The 22,512-nt window shown below is 61.3% G+C and carries 23 protein-coding genes and 1 pseudogene; 15 read left to right on the forward strand and 9 right to left on the reverse strand.

The features are described from left to right. Nucleotides 1-117: 117 nt before the first annotated feature. A complete protein-coding gene (locus tag FHK92_RS14110; RefSeq protein ID WP_181288569.1) occupies nt 118-1,140 on the forward strand; it encodes a transporter in 1,023 nt (340 codons plus the stop codon). A gap of 187 nt (nt 1,141-1,327) precedes the next feature. On the opposite strand, the gene FHK92_RS28140 is transcribed toward FHK92_RS14110, so the two are convergent. Together FHK92_RS28140 and FHK92_RS28145 are read right to left on the reverse strand one after the other, a co-directional pair. Continuing rightward, on the reverse strand, nt 1,328-2,095 hold the full coding sequence (locus FHK92_RS28140; protein WP_375154612.1) for a methyl-accepting chemotaxis protein: 768 nt from the start codon (nt 2,093-2,095) through the stop codon (nt 1,328-1,330). Between the two features lie 117 nt (nt 2,096-2,212). Further along, nucleotides 2,213-3,160, reverse strand: a pseudogene (locus tag FHK92_RS28145) (HAMP domain-containing protein); the annotation flags it as partial. An 80-nt stretch (nt 3,161-3,240) separates the two neighbouring features. Here FHK92_RS28145 and FHK92_RS14120 point away from each other — a divergent pair. The 3 genes from FHK92_RS14120 (at nt 3,241) to FHK92_RS14130 (ending at nt 4,955) form a co-directional block, all read left to right on the forward strand. Next, the gene (locus FHK92_RS14120; protein ID WP_181288571.1) at nt 3,241-3,384 is read left to right on the forward strand and encodes a hypothetical protein; all 144 of its coding nucleotides are present in this window, start codon (nt 3,241-3,243) and stop codon (nt 3,382-3,384) included. Between the two features lie 75 nt (nt 3,385-3,459). Then, nucleotides 3,460-3,672, forward strand: a complete 213-nt coding sequence (locus FHK92_RS14125) for a hypothetical protein (protein ID WP_181288572.1) — start codon at nt 3,460-3,462, stop codon at nt 3,670-3,672. An 83-nt stretch (nt 3,673-3,755) separates the two neighbouring features. Beyond that, a complete protein-coding gene (locus tag FHK92_RS14130) occupies nt 3,756-4,955 on the forward strand; it encodes an MFS transporter (RefSeq protein WP_181288573.1) in 1,200 nt (399 codons plus the stop codon). Here FHK92_RS14130 and arfB read toward each other — a convergent pair. Both arfB and FHK92_RS14140 read right to left on the reverse strand, forming a co-directional pair. After that, nucleotides 4,952-5,365, reverse strand: coding sequence for an alternative ribosome rescue aminoacyl-tRNA hydrolase ArfB (arfB, locus tag FHK92_RS14135; protein ID WP_181288574.1), 414 nt, complete (start codon nt 5,363-5,365; stop codon nt 4,952-4,954). The two genes, FHK92_RS14130 and arfB, sit on opposite strands and share 4 nt — an antisense overlap. 220 nt (nt 5,366-5,585) lie before the next feature. Continuing rightward, nucleotides 5,586-7,004: an amino acid permease gene (locus tag FHK92_RS14140; RefSeq protein ID WP_181288575.1), complete on the reverse strand. Its 1,419-nt coding sequence runs from the start codon at nt 7,002-7,004 to the stop codon at nt 5,586-5,588. 938 nt (nt 7,005-7,942) lie between these two features. On the opposite strand from FHK92_RS14140, the gene FHK92_RS14145 reads away from it, so the two are divergent. After that, complete coding sequence (locus FHK92_RS14145; RefSeq protein WP_003178782.1) at nt 7,943-8,080, forward strand: hypothetical protein; 138 nt, start codon at nt 7,943-7,945, stop codon at nt 8,078-8,080. Nucleotides 8,081-8,164: 84 nt separating this feature from the next. Then, complete coding sequence (locus FHK92_RS14150) at nt 8,165-9,130, forward strand: leucyl aminopeptidase (protein WP_181288576.1); 966 nt, start codon at nt 8,165-8,167, stop codon at nt 9,128-9,130. A gap of 226 nt (nt 9,131-9,356) precedes the next feature. On the opposite strand, the gene rluB is transcribed toward FHK92_RS14150, so the two are convergent. The 5 genes from rluB to FHK92_RS14175 form a co-directional block, all read right to left on the reverse strand. After that, entirely contained in the window at nt 9,357-10,592 is a 1,236-nt protein-coding gene (rluB, locus tag FHK92_RS14155; protein WP_030142493.1) for a 23S rRNA pseudouridine(2605) synthase RluB, read from the reverse strand. Between the two features lie 320 nt (nt 10,593-10,912). Next, nucleotides 10,913-11,863, reverse strand: a complete 951-nt coding sequence (scpB, locus tag FHK92_RS14160) for an SMC-Scp complex subunit ScpB (RefSeq protein ID WP_181288577.1) — start codon at nt 11,861-11,863, stop codon at nt 10,913-10,915. Between the two features lie 11 nt (nt 11,864-11,874). Continuing rightward, on the reverse strand, nt 11,875-12,573 hold the full coding sequence (locus FHK92_RS14165) for a segregation and condensation protein A (RefSeq protein ID WP_160893268.1): 699 nt from the start codon (nt 12,571-12,573) through the stop codon (nt 11,875-11,877). Between the two features lie 132 nt (nt 12,574-12,705). Then, nucleotides 12,706-13,335 carry an L-threonylcarbamoyladenylate synthase gene (locus FHK92_RS14170; protein ID WP_181288578.1) on the reverse strand — a complete coding sequence of 210 codons (630 nt, stop codon included), beginning with the start codon at nt 13,333-13,335 and terminating at the stop codon, nt 12,706-12,708. A 13-nt stretch (nt 13,336-13,348) separates the two neighbouring features. After that, nucleotides 13,349-14,212, reverse strand: a complete 864-nt coding sequence (locus FHK92_RS14175; protein WP_181288579.1) for a PHP domain-containing protein — start codon at nt 14,210-14,212, stop codon at nt 13,349-13,351. Nucleotides 14,213-14,299: 87 nt separating this feature from the next. Between FHK92_RS14175 and FHK92_RS14180 the strand changes: the two genes are divergently transcribed. From FHK92_RS14180 to FHK92_RS14220, 9 genes are all read left to right on the forward strand, one after another. Then, complete coding sequence (locus tag FHK92_RS14180; RefSeq protein WP_030142498.1) at nt 14,300-14,896, forward strand: septation protein A; 597 nt, start codon at nt 14,300-14,302, stop codon at nt 14,894-14,896. A gap of 1 nt (nt 14,897) precedes the next feature. Continuing rightward, nucleotides 14,898-15,197, forward strand: a complete 300-nt coding sequence (locus FHK92_RS14185) for a YciI family protein (RefSeq protein ID WP_181288580.1) — start codon at nt 14,898-14,900, stop codon at nt 15,195-15,197. A 112-nt stretch (nt 15,198-15,309) separates the two neighbouring features. After that, on the forward strand, nt 15,310-15,720 hold the full coding sequence (locus FHK92_RS14190; protein WP_181288581.1) for a translation initiation factor 2: 411 nt from the start codon (nt 15,310-15,312) through the stop codon (nt 15,718-15,720). 7 nt (nt 15,721-15,727) lie between these two features. After that, on the forward strand, nt 15,728-16,405 hold the full coding sequence (locus FHK92_RS14195; RefSeq protein WP_181288582.1) for a response regulator transcription factor: 678 nt from the start codon (nt 15,728-15,730) through the stop codon (nt 16,403-16,405). 272 nt (nt 16,406-16,677) lie between these two features. Then, nucleotides 16,678-17,115: a Spy/CpxP family protein refolding chaperone gene (locus FHK92_RS14200; RefSeq protein ID WP_181288583.1), complete on the forward strand. Its 438-nt coding sequence runs from the start codon at nt 16,678-16,680 to the stop codon at nt 17,113-17,115. 68 nt (nt 17,116-17,183) lie between these two features. After that, entirely contained in the window at nt 17,184-18,524 is a 1,341-nt protein-coding gene (locus tag FHK92_RS14205; RefSeq protein ID WP_181288584.1) for a sensor histidine kinase, read from the forward strand. Nucleotides 18,525-18,766: 242 nt separating this feature from the next. Further along, nucleotides 18,767-20,194 carry a di-heme oxidoreductase family protein gene (locus FHK92_RS14210; protein ID WP_181288585.1) on the forward strand — a complete coding sequence of 476 codons (1,428 nt, stop codon included), beginning with the start codon at nt 18,767-18,769 and terminating at the stop codon, nt 20,192-20,194. Between the two features lie 28 nt (nt 20,195-20,222). Then, nucleotides 20,223-21,287, forward strand: a complete 1,065-nt coding sequence (locus FHK92_RS14215) for an imelysin family protein (protein ID WP_181288586.1) — start codon at nt 20,223-20,225, stop codon at nt 21,285-21,287. A 2-nt stretch (nt 21,288-21,289) separates the two neighbouring features. Continuing rightward, complete coding sequence (locus tag FHK92_RS14220) at nt 21,290-22,387, forward strand: DUF1513 domain-containing protein (RefSeq protein ID WP_181288587.1); 1,098 nt, start codon at nt 21,290-21,292, stop codon at nt 22,385-22,387. Nucleotides 22,388-22,512 lie beyond the last annotated feature (125 nt).

A 22,512-nucleotide genomic window follows, 5' to 3' on the forward strand; every position in this document is an offset into this window, starting at 1 on the left:
GTTGTCCAAGCCCGTCGCCGCAGCCCAACCGTCACAAAACCTTCAAAGAACCCTGCAATGATGCCGCTCAAGTGAACCTGTCATCGCCGCGACAGGCACTCCCGCCAGCGAGCCTTCATGAACCACAGCATCGACCAAAGCCATCGCGACCCGGACCTGTTCGGCCTGCTTTACGGGTTCCGCTTTCGCCCCGGCGAACGTGGACGCGAGCTTGACTCGGCCCAGGCGCTGCGAAGCCTGCAACAGCCGCAGGATGCCGATGAATTCCTCTGGCTGCACCTGAACCTGGCTCACGCGGCCTGCGAACGCTGGATGAAAAGTCACCTGGCCTTGCCCCAGGAATTCTTCGAAGCCCTGCACGAAGGCTCGCGCTCGACGCGCATCGAGCATGTGGACTCGGCCTTGCTGGCCGTGGTGAACGATGTGGTGTTCAACCTCAGCAACCTGGTGTCCTCGGATGTGTCCACGTTGTGGGTTTGCGTGAGCAGTCGGCTGATTGTCAGTGCACGCCTGCAACCGCTGCACTCGGTCGACAAGCTTCGCTCATCGGTCAAGGCCGGCGAATGCTTTCGGTCGCCTTTGGAGTTGCTTGTGCATTTGCTGCGCGACCAGGGCGAGGTGCTGACGCAGATCGTGCGCAAGACCAGCCTCAGCGTTGATCAGATCGAGGATCAGTTGCTGTCTTCACGCCTGTCCACCAACCGCGCCGAACTGGGCAGCCAACGCCGGGTGCTGGTGCGCTTGCAACGCCTGCTGGCCCTGGAGCCCGGGTCATTGCTGCGCCTGCTCAATCGCCCGCCGCAATGGCTGCAGAAAGAAGACGTCAAGGAGCTGCGCAAATCCACCGAGGAGTTTGCCCTGATCATCAATGACCTCACGGCCCTCGGCGAACGCATCAAGCTGCTGCAGGAAGAAATCGCCGCCAACCTCAACGAACAGAGCAACCGTACCCTGTTCACCCTGACGGTGGTCACGGTACTGGCATTGCCCATCAACATCATTGCCGGTTTCTTCGGCATGAACGTCGGCGGCGTGCCACTGGCCAGCGATCCGGAGGGTTTCTGGATCCTGGTGGCGCTCGTGGCGACCTTCACCCTGATCGCCGGCCGATGGGCGTTTCGCAAGCGGCGCGATTATTGAACCCTGTCCTCTGCGCCCCGTATTAATTTGTGGCGAGGGGATTTATCCCCGTTGGGCTGCGTAGCAGCCCTGAAGACGTGAACCTCAGTCTTTCTGACAAACCGGGTTGCTTGGTTTGGGGCCGCTACGCAGCCCAGCGGGGATAAATCCCCTCGCCACAGATATTAGCGCTAATAACTAAAGATAATCAGGCACTCAACCGCGCCGTCACCTCGTTCAACTGCCCTGACAACCCATGCAAATCCCGACTGGCCGCTTCAGTACGCTGCACATTGTCCAGGTTGGTGCTGGCGATACTGGTGATTTCAGTCAGGTTGCGCGAGATGTCCTCGGCCACGGAGGTCTGTTCCTCCGCCGCCGTGGCAATCTGCCGGTTCATGTCGCGAATCGCTTCCACTGCCTCGGTGATACGTTCGAGCATCTCGCCGGCCTGAGTCACCTGCTCGACACTTTCTTCGCTGCGCGACTGGCCGCTCTCGATGGCCTGGGCCGCGTCCACCGCGCCTGTTTGAACGGTCTGGATGATCTGGTTGATCTCGATGATCGACGACGCGGTGCGCTGAGCCAGGCTGCGCACTTCGTCAGCCACCACGGCAAAACCGCGCCCGGCCTCGCCGGCCCGCGCGGCCTCGATGGCAGCGTTGAGAGCCAGCAGGTTGGTCTGCTCGGCGATCCCGCGAATCACTTCCAACACCTTGCCGATGCGCCCGCTGTCGGTTTCCAGGCGGCGAATGACCGTGGCAGTGTTGGCGATTTCGCCGCGCATCCGGGTGATGGTGTGGATGGTGCCTTGCATGACCTTCTCGCCCTGCTGCGCCGACTGATCGGCGTCATCGGCGGCCCGTGCCGCGTCGGCAGCATGACGTGCGACTTCTTGGGCGGTGGCGGACATCTCGTTCATCGCTGTTGCGACTTGATCGGTGCGTTCGAATTGCTCGCTGGTGCCTTGGCTCATCAGGCTGGCGATGGCATTGAGCTCACCGCTGGCGCTGTCCAGCTCCGTGGCGCTGCGCTGCAAGCGGGTGAAGGTTTCGGCGAGGAACCCACGCAGTGTGTTGGCCGCTACAGCAAGATTGCCCAACTCATCCTGGCGATTGCTGGTGACACGCTCGGCAAAACGTCCAAGGCTCAGCTGGGTGACATAGTCGATCAAGGCGCGGATTGGCTGCACCAGGTTGCGATTGATCAACCACAGGCTGAGCAGGCCGATCAGCAGGCCTGAAACCAACATGACCACGATACCCAGCATGATCGTGCGGTCCGCACCTGCGCTGATCAATACCGACTCTTCGTTGCCCAGCTTGTGCAGCTCCTCCACGAGTTCGCTCATTTGCTCACTGGCCGCACGATCCGCGCCCTTGACCGCTGCATCTCCCGCCGCCGCGTTGGCACCTGAAGAGACAAACACATCGCGGCCCTTTTGATAGGCGCTGCCCAACTGCGCATGCTCGGCTCGCAGATGTTCGATACGCGTCCTGATTGGCGCCGGGACACCGCCATGGTTGCCCAACTCTCCCAGCAGTGCCTGGACATCATGCTGACGTGCCTCGAACTGCTTCCAATATTTATCCAGGTCCGCGGGCTCTTTGCCACGCAACAAGACGTTCTTCCATTCCTGGACCTGTACCTTGAATTGCAGATTGGCCTCATCGATCAATTGCGACGCATGCAACGGGCCGTCGATCAGGTTGCGATAATTGCGGATGCCATCAGACAGGAAATGAAAGGACGCCAGGGCGATCAGCAGCATTGCCAGCAGGCTACCGCCCAGCAGGGCCAGAATCTGCGCTCTCAGGGATTTTTGTAGAAACATGGAGTCGATCTCTTCGAAAAAAGGACCTCCATGTCCAGGGTCCACTCTCGCGACTGGATGTGGAGGATATGTACTCGGCATCGGCCTGCGACGCCCGTTCTTGAGCCGTGGCGACCGCCGGTAGCGATGACGTTTTCGCTGGCTGGACATGACCTGTCCAGACAAGCCCACCGGTCGCCCCACCTGGATTGAAAGTCTTTTTGTCATTTCTCCTGGGGTATCCTGCCCACGCTTTGTATAAGCGCGGATCTACCCGATCGATCAACAGACTTTGCGAGGAGCGCGATATGCACGAGATCCCTAATCTCCCCTTCCCAAGCCTGCACGAACCTGAGCAGACGACCCCGCTGCAAGCCGCAGGGCAACCCGACGCCCAGCAACCCGAGCAGCAGCAAACCATTGAACGCCGCCAGGCCGACAACGAAGACTGATCCACCCGCAACACCAGACTGTGTGGAAAGCGCTAAGATGCGCTTTCCACACCGCCTGAATCCGAGTCCCGCGCCATGACCGACGACACCTCCTCTTTCAGCCCGGCCCAAGCCAGCGTGCTGATTGGCACCACCGAGAAAATGGTCGAGATCTGGACCCGCCTCTCTCCCGAGAAACAAGCCGCCCTGTTGACTCGGTTCGGCACGGAGGAAAATGCCATTGCCGCGCTGGTCACTGCGCACATGGTCGCAGGCAAAACCACCGCCGAACCGCCGTCCGGCAAATAGTTTTACTTTTCCGCGCGCCACCCACACGGTCACCGTTATCATAAGCAGCCTATCTATCCTGCTTTCCCGTGGACCCTTTTCCCATGCCAGATCTCCAGCGCCCCATGGCGGTCACGCTGCAAGTCGTATCCATCGTCCTGTTTACCTTCATCGGCTATTTGAACATCGGTATCCCCTTGGCCGTGCTGCCCGGGTTCGTCCACGGCGAGCTGGGGTTCGGCGCGGTAATCGCCGGGCTGGTGATCAGCGTCCAATACTTGGCCACGCTGCTTAGCCGTCCTTATGCGGGACGCATCATCGACAACCTGGGCAGCAAGCGCGCGGTCATGTTCGGCCTGGCCGGGTGTGGTTTGAGCGGCGTGTTCATGCTGGCTTCTGCCTGGACCGCAGGCACGCCGGTCCTGAGCCTGACCAGCCTGCTGATCGGTCGCCTGGTGCTGGGCAGCGCCGAAAGCCTGGTGGGCTCGGGCTCGATCGGCTGGGGCATCGGCCGGGTCGGCTCGGCGAATACCGCCAAAGTCATTTCGTGGAACGGCATCGCCAGTTACGGCGCGCTGGCGATCGGCGCGCCATTAGGAGTGTGGCTGGTGAAATCACTCGGACTTTGGAGCATGGGCTTCAGCATCATCCTGCTGGCCGTGCTCGGGCTGGCATTGGCCTGGCCGAAAACCGCCGCGCCCATCGTCGTCGGCGAGCGCCTGCCGTTCATGCATGTGCTGGGGCGCGTATTGCCCCACGGCTGCGGCTTGGCCCTGGGCTCCATCGGGTTTGGCACGATCGCTACGTTCATCACGCTGTACTACGCCACGCAGCACTGGGACAACGCCGTGCTTTGCCTGAGCCTGTTCGGTGCCTGCTTCATCGGTGCGCGCCTGCTGTTCGGCAACTTGATCAACCGTCTCGGAGGGTTCAGGGTCGCGATTGCCTGCCTGTCGGTGGAAACCCTGGGTTTGTTGCTGTTGTGGCTGGCGCCCGATGCGCAGTGGGCCTTGGCGGGCGCGGCGTTGAGTGGTTTCGGTTTCTCGCTGGTATTCCCGGCGTTGGGCGTGGAAGCCGTCAACCTGGTGCCGGCCTCCAGCCGTGGGGCGGCGGTGGGGGCTTATTCGCTGTTCATCGATTTATCGCTAGGCGTCACCGGCCCGCTGGCCGGGGCGATAGCCGCCGGTTTCGGCTTTGCCTCGATCTTTCTTTTCGCTGCGTTGGCGGCCTTGGGTGGGTTGGCATTGAGCGTCTACCTGTACCGTCAGGCGCCTCGCTACCGTGAAGAGCGGGAGAAAAACTAGAAATCCACCTTGCCGCGCCCGGCCTTGATCGAACCGCGCTTGGTCTTCGATTCGAGGCGACGTTTTTTCGAGCCGAGGGTCGGTTTGGTCGGGCGGCGTTTCTTTTCGATCTTGGTGGCACTGAGGATCAGTTCGACCAGGCGCTCCAGCGCATCGGCACGGTTCTGTTCCTGGGTGCGGTATTGCTGGGCCTTGATGATCAACACGCCGTCACCGGTGATGCGACTGTCGCGCAGGGCCAGCAGCCGTTCCTTGTAGAACTCGGGCAGCGACGAGGCCGGGATGTCGAAGCGCAAGTGCACAGCGCTGGAAACCTTGTTGACGTTCTGGCCCCCGGCGCCCTGGGCGCGAATAGCCGTCAGCTCGATCTCGGCGTCCGGAATGTGCACGGTATTGGAAATGACCAGCATGGAAAGTGTCCGGTGTCAGGTTCCACAGGATACCGCGAATCCCAGAGACAACACCTAGCCCCTTGTGGGAGCGAGCCTGCTCGCGAAGGCGGCGGTACAGTCGACATTTCTAGAACTGATACACCGCTTTCGCGAGCAAGCTCGCTCCCACAGGGGATTTGTATGTGGTCTGAAACAACAAACCCGGCACTCGGCCGGGTTCGTCTTCTTTCAGCGATGCTTACTTGGCGGCAGCCGCCACAGCCAGCTCATGCCGAGCCTCGCGCTTGTTCTTGATCACATAGCACACCCACATGAACACCACCCACACCGGAATCGCATACACCGATATCTGGATGCCGGGGATCAGCAGCATCACGCCGAGGATGAACACCACGAACGCCAGGCAGACGTAGTTGCCATATGGGTACCACAACGCCTTGAACAGCGGCGTCTGGCGAGACTGGTTCATATGCTGGCGGAACTTGAAGTGCGAGTAGCTGATCATCGCCCAGTTGATCACCAGGGTCGCGACCACCAACGACATCAGCAGCTCCAGCGCATGCTGGGGAATCAGGTAATTGAGCAGCACCGCCACCAGTGTGACCGCCGCCGAGGCGAGGATCGAGCGCACCGGCACGCCGCGCTTGTCGATTTTCGCCAGGGCCCGGGGCGCATCGCCCTGCTCGGCCATGCCCAGCAACATGCGGCTGTTGCAGTAGGTGCCGCTGTTGTACACCGACAATGCGGCGGTCAGGACCACGAAGTTGAGGATGTGCGCAGCGGTGTTGCTGCCCAACATCGAAAACACCTGCACGAACGGGCTGCCGCTGTAGGCATCGCCGGAAGCGTTAAGGGTGGCCAAAAGGCTGTCCCAAGGCGTGAGGGACAACAACACCACCAAGGCACCGATGTAGAAAATCAGGATCCGGTAGATCACTTGGTTGATGGCCTTGGGAATCACGGTCTTCGGCTTGTCGGCTTCAGCGGCGGTGAAACCGAGCATCTCCAGGCCACCGAAGGAGAACATGATGATCGCCATGGCCATGACCAGGCCGCTCACGCCGTTGGGGAAAAACCCACCGTGGGACCACAGGTTGGTGACCGACGCTTGCGGGCCGCCGTGACCGCTGACCAGCAGGTAGCTGCCCAGGGCGATCATGCCGACGATCGCCACGACCTTGATGATCGCGAACCAGAACTCGGCCTCGCCGAAGACTTTGACGTTGGCCAGGTTGATCGCATTGATCAGGATGAAGAACGCCGCCGCCGAGGCCCAGGTCGGAATGTCCGGCGCCCAGTAATGGATGTATTTGCCGACCGCCGTCAGCTCGGACATGCCCACCAGGATGTACAGGATCCAGCAGTTCCAACCCGACAGGAACCCTGCGAAACCGCCCCAGTACTTGTGGGCAAAATGACTGAATGACCCGGCCACCGGCTCTTCGACGATCATTTCGCCCAGCTGGCGCATGATCATGAAGGCGATGAAGCCGCAAATGGCGTAGCCGAGGATCATCGACGGGCCGGCTGATTTCAGCACCCCCGCCGAACCCAGGAACAGACCAGTGCCGATCGCGCCGCCGAGGGCGATCAATTGAATGTGGCGATTTTTCAGGCCGCGCTTCAGCTCGCCTGAATGCGAGTTTTGTCCACTCATGAAAAGGGTCTCACGCAAGGTTTGATGATGTTCGTTAGACGTTGCCGCTCGAATCGGATCTCAAGCAGCGCCGATCAAACCCCAGCGCAGGCACCAGGAATTCAGCGTTTTTACAACGGTCATGCGTCACCTGTTTGTTTTTATCTGTGACGAAATCGAACCCGACACGCTTGTGGCGTGGCGGAGTGAACAAGGCGGATAACCTTGAAAGTGCGTGGCTACGCGAAGGGTCACAGTAAAACGCGGCGCATTGTACACCGCTGACCCCCTGCTGCCAGACACCACCAGATCAGCGTGTCATTTGCCGGGATCGCACGGGGCCGCCTCGAACATTTCGAGCGGCTGCGAAAACAGGTCCGGGCTCTTGCGAGCCGTTGAAGTGCGGAGCGCGAAAAACGCCACCACGGGAGAATGGAAACGGAGCTACGGCGTTCATTGCGCCTCCTTTTTGTTATTCACCTGCACGACAGGCATGGAGCGCATCTCACCCCTGAAGAAGCATTGAAACAAGCGGGCCAGAGCTGCGGAAACGGTCCACGCCGGGGCCATGCGGAAGCTTTTTCTTACAACAGGAAAAACCTGCCTCTACGACCCGCACGAGTGGCTTTTTTCGTAATCATTTCTTTACAACGCGTAAAGCATATTTTCCGTCGAGGGTGTTTGCGGACCCTGACCACAAATTGACGGTAGGTAGCTACCTAACGAAGAAAACCCACCAGACGACTGTTTTTAAACGGCTAATTTCCCTACGAAAAAATGGAACAAAAAGTTCAAACAAAAAAAATAAAATAATTTTTTGCATTCCAAAAAACCCTCGACTAGGTTTTCAGCCACTTGCCCAGGCATCGTGCCGGCGAGTTTTTGCGGTGCCGATTCAGCCGGGTATTACCCGCCGAATCGGCCCGCGTTTTCCGTAAAAGTCATCTAGGAGATTCACTATGCAAGCACTGGACAAAGACTTGGAAACCGAACTGCAACTGGACGAATGGTTCGAGGCACCGACCCATGAAGCCGCCGTTGAAATGATGCAAGCCGACGCCGTCGTTCCGTTCGGCACGGCGATGTGGCCTCTGTAAGCGATACCCGGCGGAGCTGATCCGGCCGGTCGGCTCCGCATCCTGCTGTCAGGAAGCCAAATCTATCGTCAGGGAAGAATAAGCATGGACACACAACGAGCCATCTCACATTTCCTTTACTACCTTGAACATCATCCCGCCCTGGCCGGCGTCCAGCTCGCCAAGGTGTTGCTCGGCCACACCGCCGATTACGAAGCGCTGGTCGGCAACATTGCCGAACAAGCCGGAAGCACTTCGCCGTTTCGTTTCAGCGCCATGCGCCTGGACCTCGAGCCCACGGAGCGCCTGTCCCAGGCTATTGCCGACAGCGATCTGTACATTTTCTTCTACGATTCATCCACCCTGCCCAACCCACGCCCCGACGGCCCGGACTTTGTCCGCGCGCTGCAGGCCGTGATGGCGGACAATTGGAAAAAATCGCTGTTGTTCAAGGACTACGGCGAGTACTTCTACGACACCTTCAGCGTCATTCCCCAACGCATCGCCGGGCTCAACAGCCACCTGATCCGCCGCATGTCCCAAGCCACCACATTGAGCTTCGAGGATGAGCACGGCTCGTATTTCGACACCGCGCTGAACAACGTCAAGAAGTGGACCGACATCAACGGCGTCGGCAACTACGACCTGGCTCCAGGCGAAATCGCCACCCACAGCGACACCATCAATGGTCGGGTGAAGTTCGTAGGGACTTTCCTGAGCACAATTCCGTTCGCACGCAAATATGGCGTGCTGCAATCGCCGTTGGAGTTGTGGATCGAAGATTCGACCATCCAGAAGATCGCCACCGATGTCCCGGGCCTGGAACACGATTTCAACCGGTACCTGGACGCCAATCCGTCCAACCGGCGCATCGAAGAACTGGGGATCGGCACCAACGAAGGGGTCAAGAGCCTGTACGCCCGCAATGCTGGTTTTGAAGAACGCCATTGTGGCCTGCACTTGGGACTCGGCGGCGGGGCCAAGGGTAGCCATCACTTGGATCTGATTTTCGAAAGCGGTGTGCTGGCGCTGGATAAAGAGCCGATGTTTGATGGGCGGTTTGTGCTTTAGGCTGGAATCGATTGTTGGCTGCGGACGCCATCGCGAGCAAGCTCGCTCCCACAGTTGATCTTCAGTGAACCATAGGTTTGTGCTCGACATGGTCCCTGTGGGAGCGAGCTTGCTCGCGAAGGCGGACTCAAAGGCAATGCATCGCTAAGAGCCAGGCACAAAAAAAACGCCAACCCAACGGTTGGCGTTTTTTCTTGCAGCTTGCAGCTAAAAACTCACCGCTGCCTCACTCCGGCTTACGACGTCCAAACCCTGGACGCTGTCCCGAACCGGCCGGGGCACCACGGCGCTTGCCCGACGGAGCATCGCGATCGGCCAGGATGATGCCCGGACGCTTTTTCGGTGCAGGCTTGGCCGGACGCTTGGTGTCGGCCGGACGATCGGCTACTGGCGTACCGCGACCAGCCGGGGCTCCGCGGCCTTCGCCACGCTCGGTACGACCATTGGCCGGACGTGGCGCACGCGGGCCACGTTCGCCGTCCTGACGCGGTGCTGGCTTGCGAGCCGGACGTTCGCCTTCGATCTGCGGCTCACGGGAAGGACGCGGGCCAGTCGCTACTCCATCGGCCGCCGGGCGCAGCGTACGCACGCGCTCGGTCTTGCCCATTGGACGCGAGGACTTGCGCTGCATCCGCTCCAGCTTGTCCTTGCTCTTGGCAGTCATCTGCGGCATTGCCACAGGCTTGAGGCCCACTTCGGCTGCCAGGATGTCGACTTCCTGCTGGGTCATTTCACGCCAGCGGCCCATCGGCAGGTCGGAGTTGAGGAATACCGGGCCGAAACGCACGCGCTTCAGGCGGCTGACCACCAGGCCCTGGGATTCCCACAAACGGCGCACTTCGCGGTTGCGACCTTCCATCACCACGCAGTGGTACCAGTGGTTGAAACCTTCACCGCCCGGCGCCTGCTTGATGTCGGTAAAACGCGCCGGGCCGTCTTCCAGCACGACGCCGGCCTTGAGACGCTCGATCATCTCGTCATCGACTTCGCCACGCACGCGCACGGCGTATTCACGGTCCATTTCGTAGGACGGGTGCATCAGACGGTTCGCCAGCTCACCGTCGGTGGTGAACATCAGCAAACCGGTGGTGTTGATGTCCAGGCGACCGATGTTGATCCAGCGGCCCTCTTTCGGGCGCGGCATCTTGTCGAACACGGTCGGACGGCCTTCCGGGTCGTCACGGGTGCAGATCTCGCCGTCGGGCTTGTTGTACATGATCACGCGGCGCACCGTTTCGGCGGCCTCTTCACGCTTGATCACCTTGCCATCGATGGTGATGGCGTCGTGCATGTCGACGCGCAGGCCCAAGGTGGCATCTTTGCCGTTGACCTTGATGCGGCCCTGGGTGATCCAGGCTTCCACGTCACGGCGCGAACCGACGCCGATGCGGGCGAGGACTTTTTGCAGTTTTTCGCCTGCTGGGCCGATTTCCTGGCTGTCGTTCTGGTCTTGGTCGTTCATTTCTGGGCACCTCCCGGTGTGGTCGAACCAGGCTTGGCCTGGCGCTTTGAAAACGGGTCTTTCGGCGAAGGGATCGCCAAAGGGTCGCGAATCATACGCTCGTTGAGATGATTGCGCATCAGAGACTAGCTGATCGAAATGCCCTTGGCGCTTTTTCCGCCGACTGGTGACAGCGCCACAGGCAATTGAATCTTTACAGATCCATTGTGGGAGCGAGCTTGCTCGCGATAGCTATCCTGCATTCAACAACGATGTTGGCTATCAGACCGCTATCGCGAGCAAGCTCGCTCCCACAAGGATTCGCGGTGAAATCAGCATGATCAATCGTCGTCGAGCTGGCGCCGTTCGTTCTCGATCGCTTCGGCCAAGGCGCGGGCTTCGGCCTCTTCGTCGCTCAGTTCGGGCTCCGGAGGCTGGAGGGCGGCGACGGCGGCCAGCAATTTTTCCCGGGCTTCGGCGACGCCAAGGATGTCCTCTTCGGGCTCGGGCTCCGGCGCGTGCTCGATTTCACTCAGCGGCAGCGTCGGTTCATCCGTCTCCTCTTCAGGGCCCGGACCTTCACGCAGCAAGTCGTCGAAGTCGGTCTTCAGGCCCTGCTCCATCGTGTCCAGCTCCAGCAACAACGAATGGAAACTGGTCTCTTCCTTCGGCTCTTCGGGCTCGGCACTGGCGTCGGCCAGTTCCTGCAAGCCCTGGGGCACCGGAGCGTCGTCGAACTCCAGCATTGGCTCGGGCTCCAGCTCCCGCAATTCGGCCAGCGGCGGTAGATCGTCGAGGTTCTTCAGGTTGAAGTGATCGAGAAAGGCCTTGGTGGTGGCAAACATGGCCGGCTTGCCTGGCACGTCGCGATAACCGACGACGCGGATCCACTCGCGCTCCAGCAAGGTCTTGACGATGTTGCTGTTGACCGCCACGCCGCGTACATCCTCGATCTCGCCGCGAGTGATCGGTTGGCGATAGGCGATCAGCGCCATGGTTTCGAGCAGTGCCCTGGAGTAGCGCTGCGGCCGTTCTTCCCACAGGCGTCCGACCCACGGCGCGAACTTCTCACGGATTTGCAGGCGGTACCCGGACGCCACTTCCTTGAGTTCAAACGCCCGCCCCTCGCAGGATTTACCTAGCAACGTCAGGGCTTTCTTGAACACGGCCGGCTCGGGCCGTTCGCCTTCTTCGAAGAGTTCGAACAGACGCTCCATCGATTGCGGCTTTCCCGAAGCCAACAGGAAAGCTTCAAGCAAGGGGGCCAGCTCGCGGGGTTCAGTCAGATTCATTGATTTGCTCGTTATTCGGCTCGTGCCCGCACATGGATCGCTGCGAACGGCTCATTCTGCACCAGCTCGACCAAGGATTCCTTGACCAATTCCAGGACCGCCATAAACGTCACCACCACGCCCAGCCGCCCTTCCTCGGCGGTGAACAGCTCGACGAACGGCACGAAGCCGCCACCCTTGAGTCGTTCCAGCACATCGCTCATGCGCTCGCGGGTGGACAGCGCTTCGCGACTGACCTGGTGACTTTCAAACATATCGCCCCGGCGCAGGACCTCGGCCATGGACATCAGCAATTCTTCCAGGCTGACGTCGGGCAACAACTTGCGCGCCCGTGCCTCGGGGGCATCGAGTTTGGGCACCACCACATCGCGCCCAACCCGGCTCAGGCCGTCGATGCCTTCGGCGGCCACCTTGAAGCGCTCGTATTCCTGCAAGCGGCGGATCAGCTCGGCCCGAGGATCGTCTTCTTCCTCTTCGATTTCGGCTGAGCGCGGCAGCAGCATGCGCGACTTGATTTCGGCCAGCATGGCCGCCATCACCAGGTATTCCGCGGCAAGCTCCAGGCGCACCGACTGCATCAGCTCGACGTAGCCCATGTACTGGCGGGTGATTTCCGCCACGGGAATGTCGAGGATGTTGATGTTCTGTTTGCGGATCAGATACAGCAGCAGGTCGAGGGGGCCTTCGAAGGCTTCGAGGAAAACCTCCAGCGCATCCGGCGGAATGTACAGGTCCAGCGGCATTTCCATGACCGCCTGGCCATAGACCATGGCGAATGGCAGCTCCTGCTGCGCACCGGCCTGGCTGTCTACGCTGTCGACGGCGGTTTCCACAACGGACATTCAGGCCTCGACCATGAACGGCGTCGGGTCGCCGCAGCCGACGCGCACCACCTGCGGCTCGCCGTCGGCCAGGTTGATCACCGTGGAGGCCTTCATGCCACCGAAACCGCCGTCGATGATCAGGTCGACCTGATGTTCGAGCAACTGGCGGATTTCGTAAGGGTCAGTCAGCGGATCGGTCTCGCCGGGCATGATCAGCGTCACGCTCATCAACGGCTCACCCAGCTCCGCCAGCAGCGCCAAGGCAATGGGGTGGCTCGGCACGCGCAGGCCAATGGTGCGTTTTTTTGGATGCAGCAACAGCCGCGGGACTTCCCGGGTAGCATTCAGGATAAACGTATAGGGGCCCGGTAGATGGGCCTTGAGCAGCCGGAAAGTGCCGGTATCGATCTTGGCGAACAACCCCAACTGCGAAAGATCGCTGCAGATGAGCGCGAAGTTGTGCTTGTCATCCAACTGACGCAGGCGTCGTACCCGCTCGACGGCATTCTTGTCGCCGATCTGGCAACCGATGGCGTAGGACGAGTCAGTGGGATAGACCACCACACCACCACCCCGGATGATCTCCACGGCCTGTTTGATCAGGCGCGCTTGCGGGTTTTCCGGATGAATCTGGAAAAATTGACTCACGTGTTCTACCTGTTCAGACGTCGGCGATAACGGGATCATGTTTGAATCTACACCATAGTGGTGGCAGATCTTCCGGCAACGGGCGGTATTCGCCAATCTCGGACCAGCCCCCCGGGCCATGGAAATCGCTGCCGGCGCTCACCAGCAGTCCAAACTCCCGAGCGAGGATCGCCAGGCTGCCGACCTGCTCGGCCGGCTGATGGCCATTGACCACTTCGATGGCATGGCCCCCTGCTTGAATATAGTCGGCTATCAGGCGGCGGCGCTTGCTGCGGGTGAAATCATAGTGCCAGGGATGCGCCAGGCTGATCCAGGCGCCGGCGGCCCGCAGCGTCCCGACCGTCTCCTCGAGCGTCGGCCAATGCTGCTTGACGTCCCCCAGCTTGCCGGCTCCCAACCATTTGCGGAAGGCTTCGGCGCGGTCCTTGACGAAACCTTCGCGCACCATCCAGTCGGCAAAATGCGGCCGGGCCGGCGCGTTGCCGCTGTCGCCCAACGCCTGCTGGATCTGCCGGGCACCTTCCAGCGCGCCAGGCATGCCCTTGAGCGAGAGCTTGCGGCTGATCTCCTCGGAGCGCAGCCAACGACCATCACGCAACTCGGCAATGGCCTGGACCAGGGACGGCGCATGCACGTCAAAACCATAGCCCAGCACATGAATGGTCGCCCCGCCCCACGTACAGGACAATTCGACCCCGTTGACCAACTGCATGCCCAGCGCGGTCGCGGCGCTGCGGGCCTCGTCGAGGCCTTCGAGGGTATCGTGATCGGTCAGGGCCAGGACTCGCACGCCGTGCTCGAACGCCCGCGCCACCAGAACCGCAGGCGCCAGGGCGCCATCGGAGGCCGTGCTATGGCAGTGCAAATCAACATTCACGGGACTTTGTTACCTCAAATCAGCTGGCCCTATCGCGGCCAAGGATGTTTGTTATTATGCCGCCACATCCTGCTTCTGGCTGCCACTGTGAAACAATTCATCGATTTCATCCCGCTCCTGCTGTTTTTCATCGTCTACAAACTTGATCCGCGGACCGTCGATATCGCCGGTCACTCCTTGACTGTAGGCGGTATCTACAGCGCCACCGCGGTGCTGATCATCAGCTCCCTGGTGGTCTACGGCGCGCTGTTCATCTCCCAGCGCAAGCTGGAGAAGAGCCAGTGGCTGACCCTGATCGCCTGCCTCGTGTTCGGCAGCCTGACCCTGGCCTTCCACAGCGAAACCTTCCTCAAATGGAAGGCACCGGTGGTCAACTGGCTGTTTGCCCTGGCCTTCATCGGCAGCCACTTCATCGGCGACCGTCTGCTGATCAAGCGCATCATGGGCCATGCCATCAACCTGCCAGAGCTGATCTGGACCCGCTTGAACATCGCCTGGATCGCGTTTTTCCTGTTCTGTGGCGCCGCCAACCTGTTCGTTGCGTTCACGTTCCAGGAGTACTGGGTCGACTTCAAGGTCTTCGGCAGCCTGGGCATGACGTTGCTGTTCCTGATTGGCCAGGGCATCTACCTGTCCCGCCACTTGCACGATGCCGATCCCACCACGCCAAAAACCGAGGACTGACATGCTCTACGCAATCATCGCCACCGACGTCGCCAACTCCCTGGAAAAACGCCTGGCCGCCCGACCCGAGCATCTGGAGCGCCTGCAACAGCTCAAGGCCGAAGGCCGCATCGTGCTGGCCGGCCCGCACCCGGCGGTGGACAGCAACGACCCGGGCGCTGCCGGTTTTACGGGCAGCCTGATCGTGGCCGAGTTCGAGTCCCTGGCCGCCGCGCAAGCCTGGGCCAAGGCCGACCAGTTCGTGGCAGCCGGCGTCTATGCCAATGTAGAGGTCAAGCCGTTCAAGCAAGTCCTGCCGTAATTCCCCCGGCGCGATGAGCCTTCCTGGCTCATTGCGCTCAATGGCTCATTGTTCTCGTCCGCCTGCCGACAACCTGTCTAATCTAAATCTTGATTGGAATTCAGGAGCTGCAATGCGCAAAGGTCCGTTGTGCCTGTTGTTGGTCACGTTGGCGATCGGGGCTCCCGCCCATGGCGAGGAAACCTCCGAAGCCGGCCATTCGACGCCCTTGTCGTTGAGCGCAGGCGGCCAGATCGCCGAATTGCAGCAACGCTTGAAAGACAGCGAGCGCATGCGTGAAGAGCTCACCCAACAATTACAGAACACCAACGGCGAACGCGAAAGCGCGCTGGTGGGACGGTTGCGCCAGGAAAACCAGCGCTTGAAACTGCAGCTCAAGGAAGCCCAGGCCAGTCCCCTGCCACGCCTGCTGACCGAACAGCAGCAATGGTTCGTGGTGGGCGCCGGGGTAGCGCTATTGGCCCTGCTCTGCGGTATCTTTGCCAGCGGTGGACGTAGACAACGTCGGCAATGGCTAAATTGAGTGAGTCATGAGCGAGCTGTTACTGATAGATGATGACCAGGAGCTGTGCGAGCTCCTCGTAAGTTGGTTGAGCCAGGAAGGGTTCCAAGTCCGCGCTTGCCACGATGGCCAGAGCGCCCGCAAGGCCCTGGCCGAAACCGCCCCGGCGGCGGTAGTACTGGATGTGATGCTGCCCGATGGCAGTGGCCTGGAACTGCTCAAGCAATTGCGCAACGATCACCCGGAACTGCCGGTGCTGATGCTCTCGGCCCGTGGCGAACCGCTGGACCGCATTCTTGGCCTGGAACTGGGCGCCGATGACTACCTCGCCAAACCCTGCGACCCTCGGGAACTGACCGCCCGCCTGCGCGCCGTGCTGCGGCGCAGCCACCCGACGGCCGTGTCCAGCCAGATAGAACTGGGCGATCTGACCTTCAGCCCGGTACGCGGCGTCGTCAGCATCGACGAGCAGGAACAGACGCTCACTGTGTCCGAAAGCCGCCTGCTCGAAGCACTGCTCAAGCAGCCAGGCGAACCGCTGGACAAGCAGGAGCTGGCGCAGCTCGCTCTGGGCCGCAAGCTGACCCTGTACGACCGCAGCCTGGACATGCACGTGAGTAATCTGCGCAAGAAAATCGGCCCTCATCCAGATGGCCGTCCGCGAATCGTCGCCCTGCGTAGTCGCGGTTATTACTACAGCCTCTGAACACTGCTTGGACCGAGGAACATGGCTAACCCTGTGGCGAGGGAGCTTGCTCCCGCTCGGTTGCGCAGCAACCGCAAGATCTTTGGGGCCGCTGCGCAGCCCAGCGGGAGCAAGCTCCCTCGCCACGGGGATTAGTGTTCGCCCCTGGGTTTGTCAGGTCTGCACCAAACCGTCTTTACCCAAGCTTTACCCACCCCTGACCGCCGCTGACCTTGATCTCCGTAATCTGCACACATCCGGAACTGACCGGGAACGAGACAAGGAGAAACACCATGCGCAAGACCCTCACCGCCCTGATGTTCGCTGCTGCCCTGCCGACCGTTGCCATGGCCATGCCCGAAGGTCCTGGCCCGATGGGCCCGATGGACGGCCCGCGCCACGGTGGCCAGATGCATGACAGAGGTCCCTACAGCCAACTGGACCTGAGCCACGAGCAACGCCAGCAGATTCGTCGGATCATGGGCGAACAACGCCACGAGCAACGTGAGCTGGTGGACAAATACCTGGCCAAGCTGTCGCCAGCCGACCAGAAGGCCATGAAGGACGAAATGGAGGCTCGGCATCAAAAGATCGATGCGCAGATCCGCGGACTGTTGAAGCCGGAACAGCAGAAAGAATTCGACGCGATCCAGAAGAAGCAGGCCGAACGTCGGGCCGAGTGGGCCGAATTCAAGGCCTGGAAAGCGCAACAACCGCAAAAAGCGCAATAATGCCCTGAAGTATCAGCAGCCCAACGGCACACCGCCGTTGGGCTTTCTTTGTTTGCGAGGATAAATCCGTGCGTTCATTGTTCTGGCGCGTCCTGGCCAGTTTCTGGCTGGCCATCGCTCTGGTGGCGGGACTTTCGATTCTGATGGGCCACATGTTGAACCAGGACGCCTGGATCCTCAGCCGCCATCCGGGTCTCAACACCCTGGCCGAAGAATGGACGCAGACTTACGAAAGCCAGGGCGAAGACGCCGCCCAGGACATCCTCCAACAGCGCAAGCGCCAGTATCACATCGACGTCCAGGTGCTCAATGAAAGTGGCGACCCGGTGGTGCGCGGCACTTTCCCGCACCGTGCCGCTGCTTTCGAGGCGCGCCAGAACAACGACGACCGACGCCTGCCCTGGCGGCGCCTGACCGACGAGTTCACCAGCGCCAAGACCGGCGACACGTACCTGTTTATCTATCGCATCCCGCATCCCGAGCTAGACGCCTGGCACCGCGAAAGCCTGCTCTGGCCCCTCAGTGCACTGGCGATCGCGCTGGTGGTGCTGACGCTGTTCAGCCTGTTGGTGACTCTTTCCATCACCCGACCGCTGAGCCGCCTGCGCGGCGCGGTGCATGACCTGGGACAAGCGGCCTATCAGCAGAACAGCCTCGCCAAGCTGGCTAACCGCCGCGACGAATTTGGCGTGCTGGCCACGGATTTCAACCGCATGGGTGCGCGCCTGCAAAGCCTGATCGCCAGCCAGCGCCAATTACTGCGCGATGTTTCCCACGAATTGCGCTCGCCCCTGGCCAGGCTGCGCATCGCCCTGGCACTGGCAGAGCGAGCCAGCCCAGAAGAGCGCGAAAAGCTCTGGCCGCGCCTGACGCGTGAGTGTGATCGCCTGGAAGCGCTGATCAGCGAAATCCTGGTCCTGGCTCGCGTCGATGCCGACAATGCCAGTGCCGAAGAGGTCGATCTCAACGGGCTGCTGATCAATCTGCAAAAAGATGCCCAAATGGCTTCGCCTGAGCAAATCGTGCAGCTGGAAACCGAGCCGAACCTGACCCTCAAGGGCTGGCCGACGATGATCGAGCGTGCGGTGGACAATTTGTTGCGCAACGCCCTGCGCTTCAGTCCAAATGGGCAGCCCGTCGAGATGCGCGCGACTCACCAAGGGGAACGGATCCTGATCAGCGTGCGTGACCATGGGCCGGGCGTCGAGGCCGAGCATCTGAGCCAACTGGGCGAACCGTTCTACCGCGCTCCCGGCCAGACCGCTGCCGGCCACGGCCTGGGCCTGGCGATCGCCCGCCGCGCCGCCGAACGTCATGGCGGCGCGCTGGTATTGGCCAACCATCCCGAGGGCGGGTTTATCGCGACGCTGGAATTGCCGTTGGTGCCAGGGGCGGTAGCGCAGCCATAAGACTGGCAATGCGACGAGCAAAAATCTGTGGCGAGGGGATTTATCCCCGCTGGGCTGCGCAGCAGCCCCTTGGTTTATCTGATTCAACGCGATGGCAGGCATATATGGGGGGCGCTTCGCACCCCAACGGGGATAAATCCCCTCGCCACAATGAATACAACCAAACGATAATTCCTCTTATTCAAACCGCCCCGCCCTGTTAGACTTTGCGCCCGCGTTTTACTCGTCCCGCAGGATTTCCGATGCCGTCGTTGCCTCTTCGCTTATGCGCTCTGCTGTTGGCCTTGGGCCTGAGTGCCTGCGATGACGCCCCGCGTTTCACCCAGGCCGAACCCGGCGAAGCCAAGTCCGGTGGCAACGCGACGGTACGCAAGGCCGACCAGAATGCCTTTTCCCTGCCTTCGGCCAACCTGCCGCCCTCGCGGCGCGTGGATTTCAGCGTTGGCAACAGTTTCTTCCGCAGTCCTTGGGTGATCGCCCCATCGACGACGACTGCCCGCGATGGCCTCGGCCCCTTGTTCAACACCAACGCTTGCCAGAACTGTCACATCAAGGACGGCCGCGGCCACCCGCCGGCGCCAGACGCAACCAGCGCGGTATCGATGCTGGTGCGCCTGTCGATTCCTGACGCGCCCCTGTACGCCAAGGTCATCGAACAGCTCGGCGTCGTGCCGGAGCCTGTCTACGGCGGACAATTGCAGGACATGTCCGTGCCTGGCGTCGCTCCGGAAGGCAAGGTGCGGGTCGATTACTCGCCAGTCCCGGTGCGTTTCAAGGACGGTACCGTCGTGGAACTGCGCAAGCCGAGCCTGCAGATTACCCAGTTGGGCTATGGCCCGATGCACCCCGAAACACGGTTTTCGGCCCGCGTCGCACCGCCGATGATCGGCCTGGGTTTGCTCGAGGCCATACCCGACGACGCCATCCTGGCGAATGCGCAAGCGCAGGCGCGGGACAAAAACGGTATTGCTGGCCGTCCGAACATGGTCTGGGACGATGTCCAGCAAAAGACCGTGCCGGGGCGTTTCGGCTGGAAGGCCGGGCAGCCGAACCTCAATCAACAGAACGTCCATGCGTTTTCCGGCGACATGGGCCTGACGACCAGCCTGCGTCCGTTCGACGATTGCACCGAGGCCCAGGTCGATTGCAAGCGCGCGCCCAACGGCAACGGTCCGAAGGGCGAGCCGGAAGTCAGCGACAATATTCTGCGCCTGGTGTTGTTCTACAGCCGCAACCTCGCCGTGCCGGCCCGCCGCGACGTGAACTCACTCCAGGTGCTGGCGGGCAAGAATCTGTTTTTCCAGGCGGGTTGCCAGTCCTGTCACACCCCCCAATACACCACGTCCGCCAACGCTGCCGAGCCGGAACTGACGAACCAGGTCATCCGCCCCTACACCGATTTGCTGCTGCACGACATGGGTGAAGGCCTGGCCGACAACCGCAGCGAATTCAAGGCCAGCGGCCGTGACTGGCGAACCCCGCCGCTGTGGGGCATCGGCCTCACCGAAACCGTCAGTGGTCATACCGAGTTCCTGCACGACGGTCGCGCCCGCAACCTGCTCGAAGCCGTGCTCTGGCATGGCGGCGAAGCCCAGGCGGCGCAGCGACAGGTTCTAGCATTCAACGCCGAGCAGCGCGCTGCGCTGTTGGCTTTCCTGAATTCCCTTTAAACGTTATTTCCTGAAACGGGAGTCCGACATGTTCCGTCCCAAGCTGTTGTTCACCAGCCTCGCCGCCATCGCCCTCGGCGCGTGCTCGCCCCAAGACCCTCAAGCGGTCACGTCGGCGGCCATTGCCAAGCAAGTGATCCTGCCGACCTACAGCCGCTGGGTCGAAGCCGACCGGCAATTGGCGACCAGCGCCTTGGCGTTCTGCCAGGACAAGGAAACCCTGGAGACCGCCCGCGCCGACTTCCTCAAGGCACAAAAAGCCTGGGCCGAACTGCAACCACTGCTGATCGGTCCACTGGCCGAAGGCAACCGTGCCTGGCAAGTGCAGTTCTGGCCGGACAAGAAAAACCTGGTGGGCCGTCAGGTCGAGCAACTGGTCAATAGCGAACCGCAGATCGACGCCGCCGGCCTGGCCAAGTCCAGCGTTGTGGTGCAAGGGCTTTCCGCCTACGAATACCTGTTGTTCGACGCCAAGATCGATATGGCCGACAGCGCCCAGAAAGCCAAGTACTGCCCATTGCTCACCGCCATCGGTGAGCGCCAGAAGCAACTGGCCGAAGAGATCCTGTCCCGTTGGAACACCAACGACGGCATGCTCGCCCAGATGAGCAAGTTTCCTAACCAGCGCTACGCCGATTCCCACGAGGCAATCGCCGATCTGCTGCGGGTACAGGTCACGGCCCTGGACACCCTGAAGAAAAAACTCGGCACGCCGATGGGCCGCCAGAGCAAAGGCGTACCGCAACCGTTCCAGGCCGATGCCTGGCGTAGCCAATCATCACTTCAAGGTCTGGAAGCGAGCCTGAGCGCCGCCCGGACCGTGTGGGTCGGCGTGGACAACAAAGGCCTGCGCGGTTTGCTGCCAAGCGACCAGAAGCCATTGGCGGACAAGATCGATGCTGCTTACGATGCCTCGTTGAAACTGTTCGCCAGCAGCCAGCGCTCACTGACCGACATGCTCAACGACGACGCCGGGCGCCAACAGCTCAACGATTTGTACGACAGCCTCAACGTTGTCCACCGCCTGCACGAAGGCGAACTGGCCAAGGCGCTGGGCATTCAACTGGGCTTCAACGCCAACGACGGTGACTGATCATGTTTCGACGTCAGGCTCTGGCGCTCGGCAGCATGCTGTTGGGCGCCGTTACCCTGGGCGGCTGGACGCTGTTCAAGCAAAAGGACAAGAGTCCGCTACTGCTTTCGGCACGGGACGATGGCGACGGCAACCATTTCGCCGTCGGCTATCGACTGGACGGTACCCGGGTGTTCGCCACCCAGGTCGGCCAGCGTTGCCATGACATCATCAACCACCCGACGCTGCCGATCGCGCTGTTCGTTGCCCGCCGCCCAGGCACCGAAAGCTATCTGATCGACCTGCGCGACGGGACGCTGCTGCAGACCATCGCCTCGTTGCCGAACCGGCATTTCTATGGTCACGCGGTGATCCACAAGAGCGGAGAATGGTTGTACGCCACTGAGAACGATACCAGCGATCCGGGCCGTGGCCTGCTGGGCGTGTACCGTTTCGAAGGCGAGCGGCTGGTGCACAGCGGCGAAATATCCACCCACGGTATTGGCCCTCACCAAGTGTCGTGGATGCCCGACGGGGAAACGCTCGTGGTGGCTAACGGCGGTATCCGCACCGAGGCCGAGAGCCGGGTCGAGATGAATCTCGACGCCATGGAACCGAGCCTGGTGCTGATGCGGCGCGATGGCACGCTGTTGAGCAAGGAAACCCTCGCCCAGCAGATGAACAGCGTGCGCCATTTGGGCATCGCCAGCGACGGGACTATCGTTTCCGGCCAGCAATTCATGGGCGCGGCGCACGAGCCGTCGGAACTGCTGGCGATCAAGCGCCCGGGCCAACCGTTCAAGGCGTTCCCGGTGCCCGAACACCAGTTGCAGGCCATGGGGCACTACACCGCCAGCGTGGCCGTGCACAGCGAACTGCGCCTGGTGGCCCTGACGGCGCCACGGGGCAATCGCTTTTTCATCTGGGACCTGGACAGCGGCGAAGTTCGTCTGGACGCACCTTTGCCCGATTGCGCCGGCGTGGGCGCGGTGGCTGACGGTTTCGTCGTGACGTCGGGCCAGGGGCGTTGTCGCTATTACGATTGCCGGCAATCACAACTGGTTGCAAAGCCGCTGGACCTGCCGGCGGGGCTCTGGGACAACCATCTGCATCTGGTCTGAGTGGGCAAGCGAAGGCGGTCGGTGCTGGGCGCTCTGGCTTTTCGGAAGAATCCTACGCCCCACCGCCCCGCCAGCATCTGGAATACCCCGCGCGCACAGAGTAATGTGCCCGCCTATCTGTATTT

It is taken from the genome of Pseudomonas brassicacearum subsp. neoaurantiaca, assembly GCF_013608025.1.
In the GTDB taxonomy this organism is placed as follows: Bacteria; Pseudomonadota; Gammaproteobacteria; order Pseudomonadales; family Pseudomonadaceae; genus Aquipseudomonas.

Coding starts and splice junctions, on each gene's coding strand:
- FHK92_RS14120 (WP_181288571.1), top strand. CDS start 3,241: ATGCACGAGATCCCTAATCTCCCCTTCCCAAGCCTGCACGAACCTGAG.
- arfB (WP_181288574.1), bottom strand. CDS start 5,365: ATGCTGGTCATTTCCAATACCGTGCACATTCCGGACGCCGAGATCGAG.
- FHK92_RS14220 (WP_181288587.1), top strand. CDS start 21,290: ATGTTTCGACGTCAGGCTCTGGCGCTCGGCAGCATGCTGTTGGGCGCC.
- FHK92_RS14130 (WP_181288573.1), top strand. CDS start 3,756: ATGCCAGATCTCCAGCGCCCCATGGCGGTCACGCTGCAAGTCGTATCC.
- FHK92_RS14210 (WP_181288585.1), top strand. CDS start 18,767: ATGCCGTCGTTGCCTCTTCGCTTATGCGCTCTGCTGTTGGCCTTGGGC.
- FHK92_RS14125 (WP_181288572.1), top strand. CDS start 3,460: ATGACCGACGACACCTCCTCTTTCAGCCCGGCCCAAGCCAGCGTGCTG.
- FHK92_RS14215 (WP_181288586.1), top strand. CDS start 20,223: ATGTTCCGTCCCAAGCTGTTGTTCACCAGCCTCGCCGCCATCGCCCTC.
- FHK92_RS28140 (WP_375154612.1), bottom strand. CDS start 2,095: ATGAGCCAAGGCACCAGCGAGCAATTCGAACGCACCGATCAAGTCGCA.
- FHK92_RS14195 (WP_181288582.1), top strand. CDS start 15,728: ATGAGCGAGCTGTTACTGATAGATGATGACCAGGAGCTGTGCGAGCTC.
- FHK92_RS14140 (WP_181288575.1), bottom strand. CDS start 7,004: ATGAGTGGACAAAACTCGCATTCAGGCGAGCTGAAGCGCGGCCTGAAA.
- FHK92_RS14145 (WP_003178782.1), top strand. CDS start 7,943: ATGCAAGCACTGGACAAAGACTTGGAAACCGAACTGCAACTGGACGAA.
- FHK92_RS14150 (WP_181288576.1), top strand. CDS start 8,165: ATGGACACACAACGAGCCATCTCACATTTCCTTTACTACCTTGAACAT.
- rluB (WP_030142493.1), bottom strand. CDS start 10,592: ATGAACGACCAAGACCAGAACGACAGCCAGGAAATCGGCCCAGCAGGC.
- FHK92_RS14185 (WP_181288580.1), top strand. CDS start 14,898: ATGCTCTACGCAATCATCGCCACCGACGTCGCCAACTCCCTGGAAAAA.
- FHK92_RS14200 (WP_181288583.1), top strand. CDS start 16,678: ATGCGCAAGACCCTCACCGCCCTGATGTTCGCTGCTGCCCTGCCGACC.
- scpB (WP_181288577.1), bottom strand. CDS start 11,863: ATGAATCTGACTGAACCCCGCGAGCTGGCCCCCTTGCTTGAAGCTTTC.
- FHK92_RS14110 (WP_181288569.1), top strand. CDS start 118: ATGAACCACAGCATCGACCAAAGCCATCGCGACCCGGACCTGTTCGGC.
- FHK92_RS14190 (WP_181288581.1), top strand. CDS start 15,310: ATGCGCAAAGGTCCGTTGTGCCTGTTGTTGGTCACGTTGGCGATCGGG.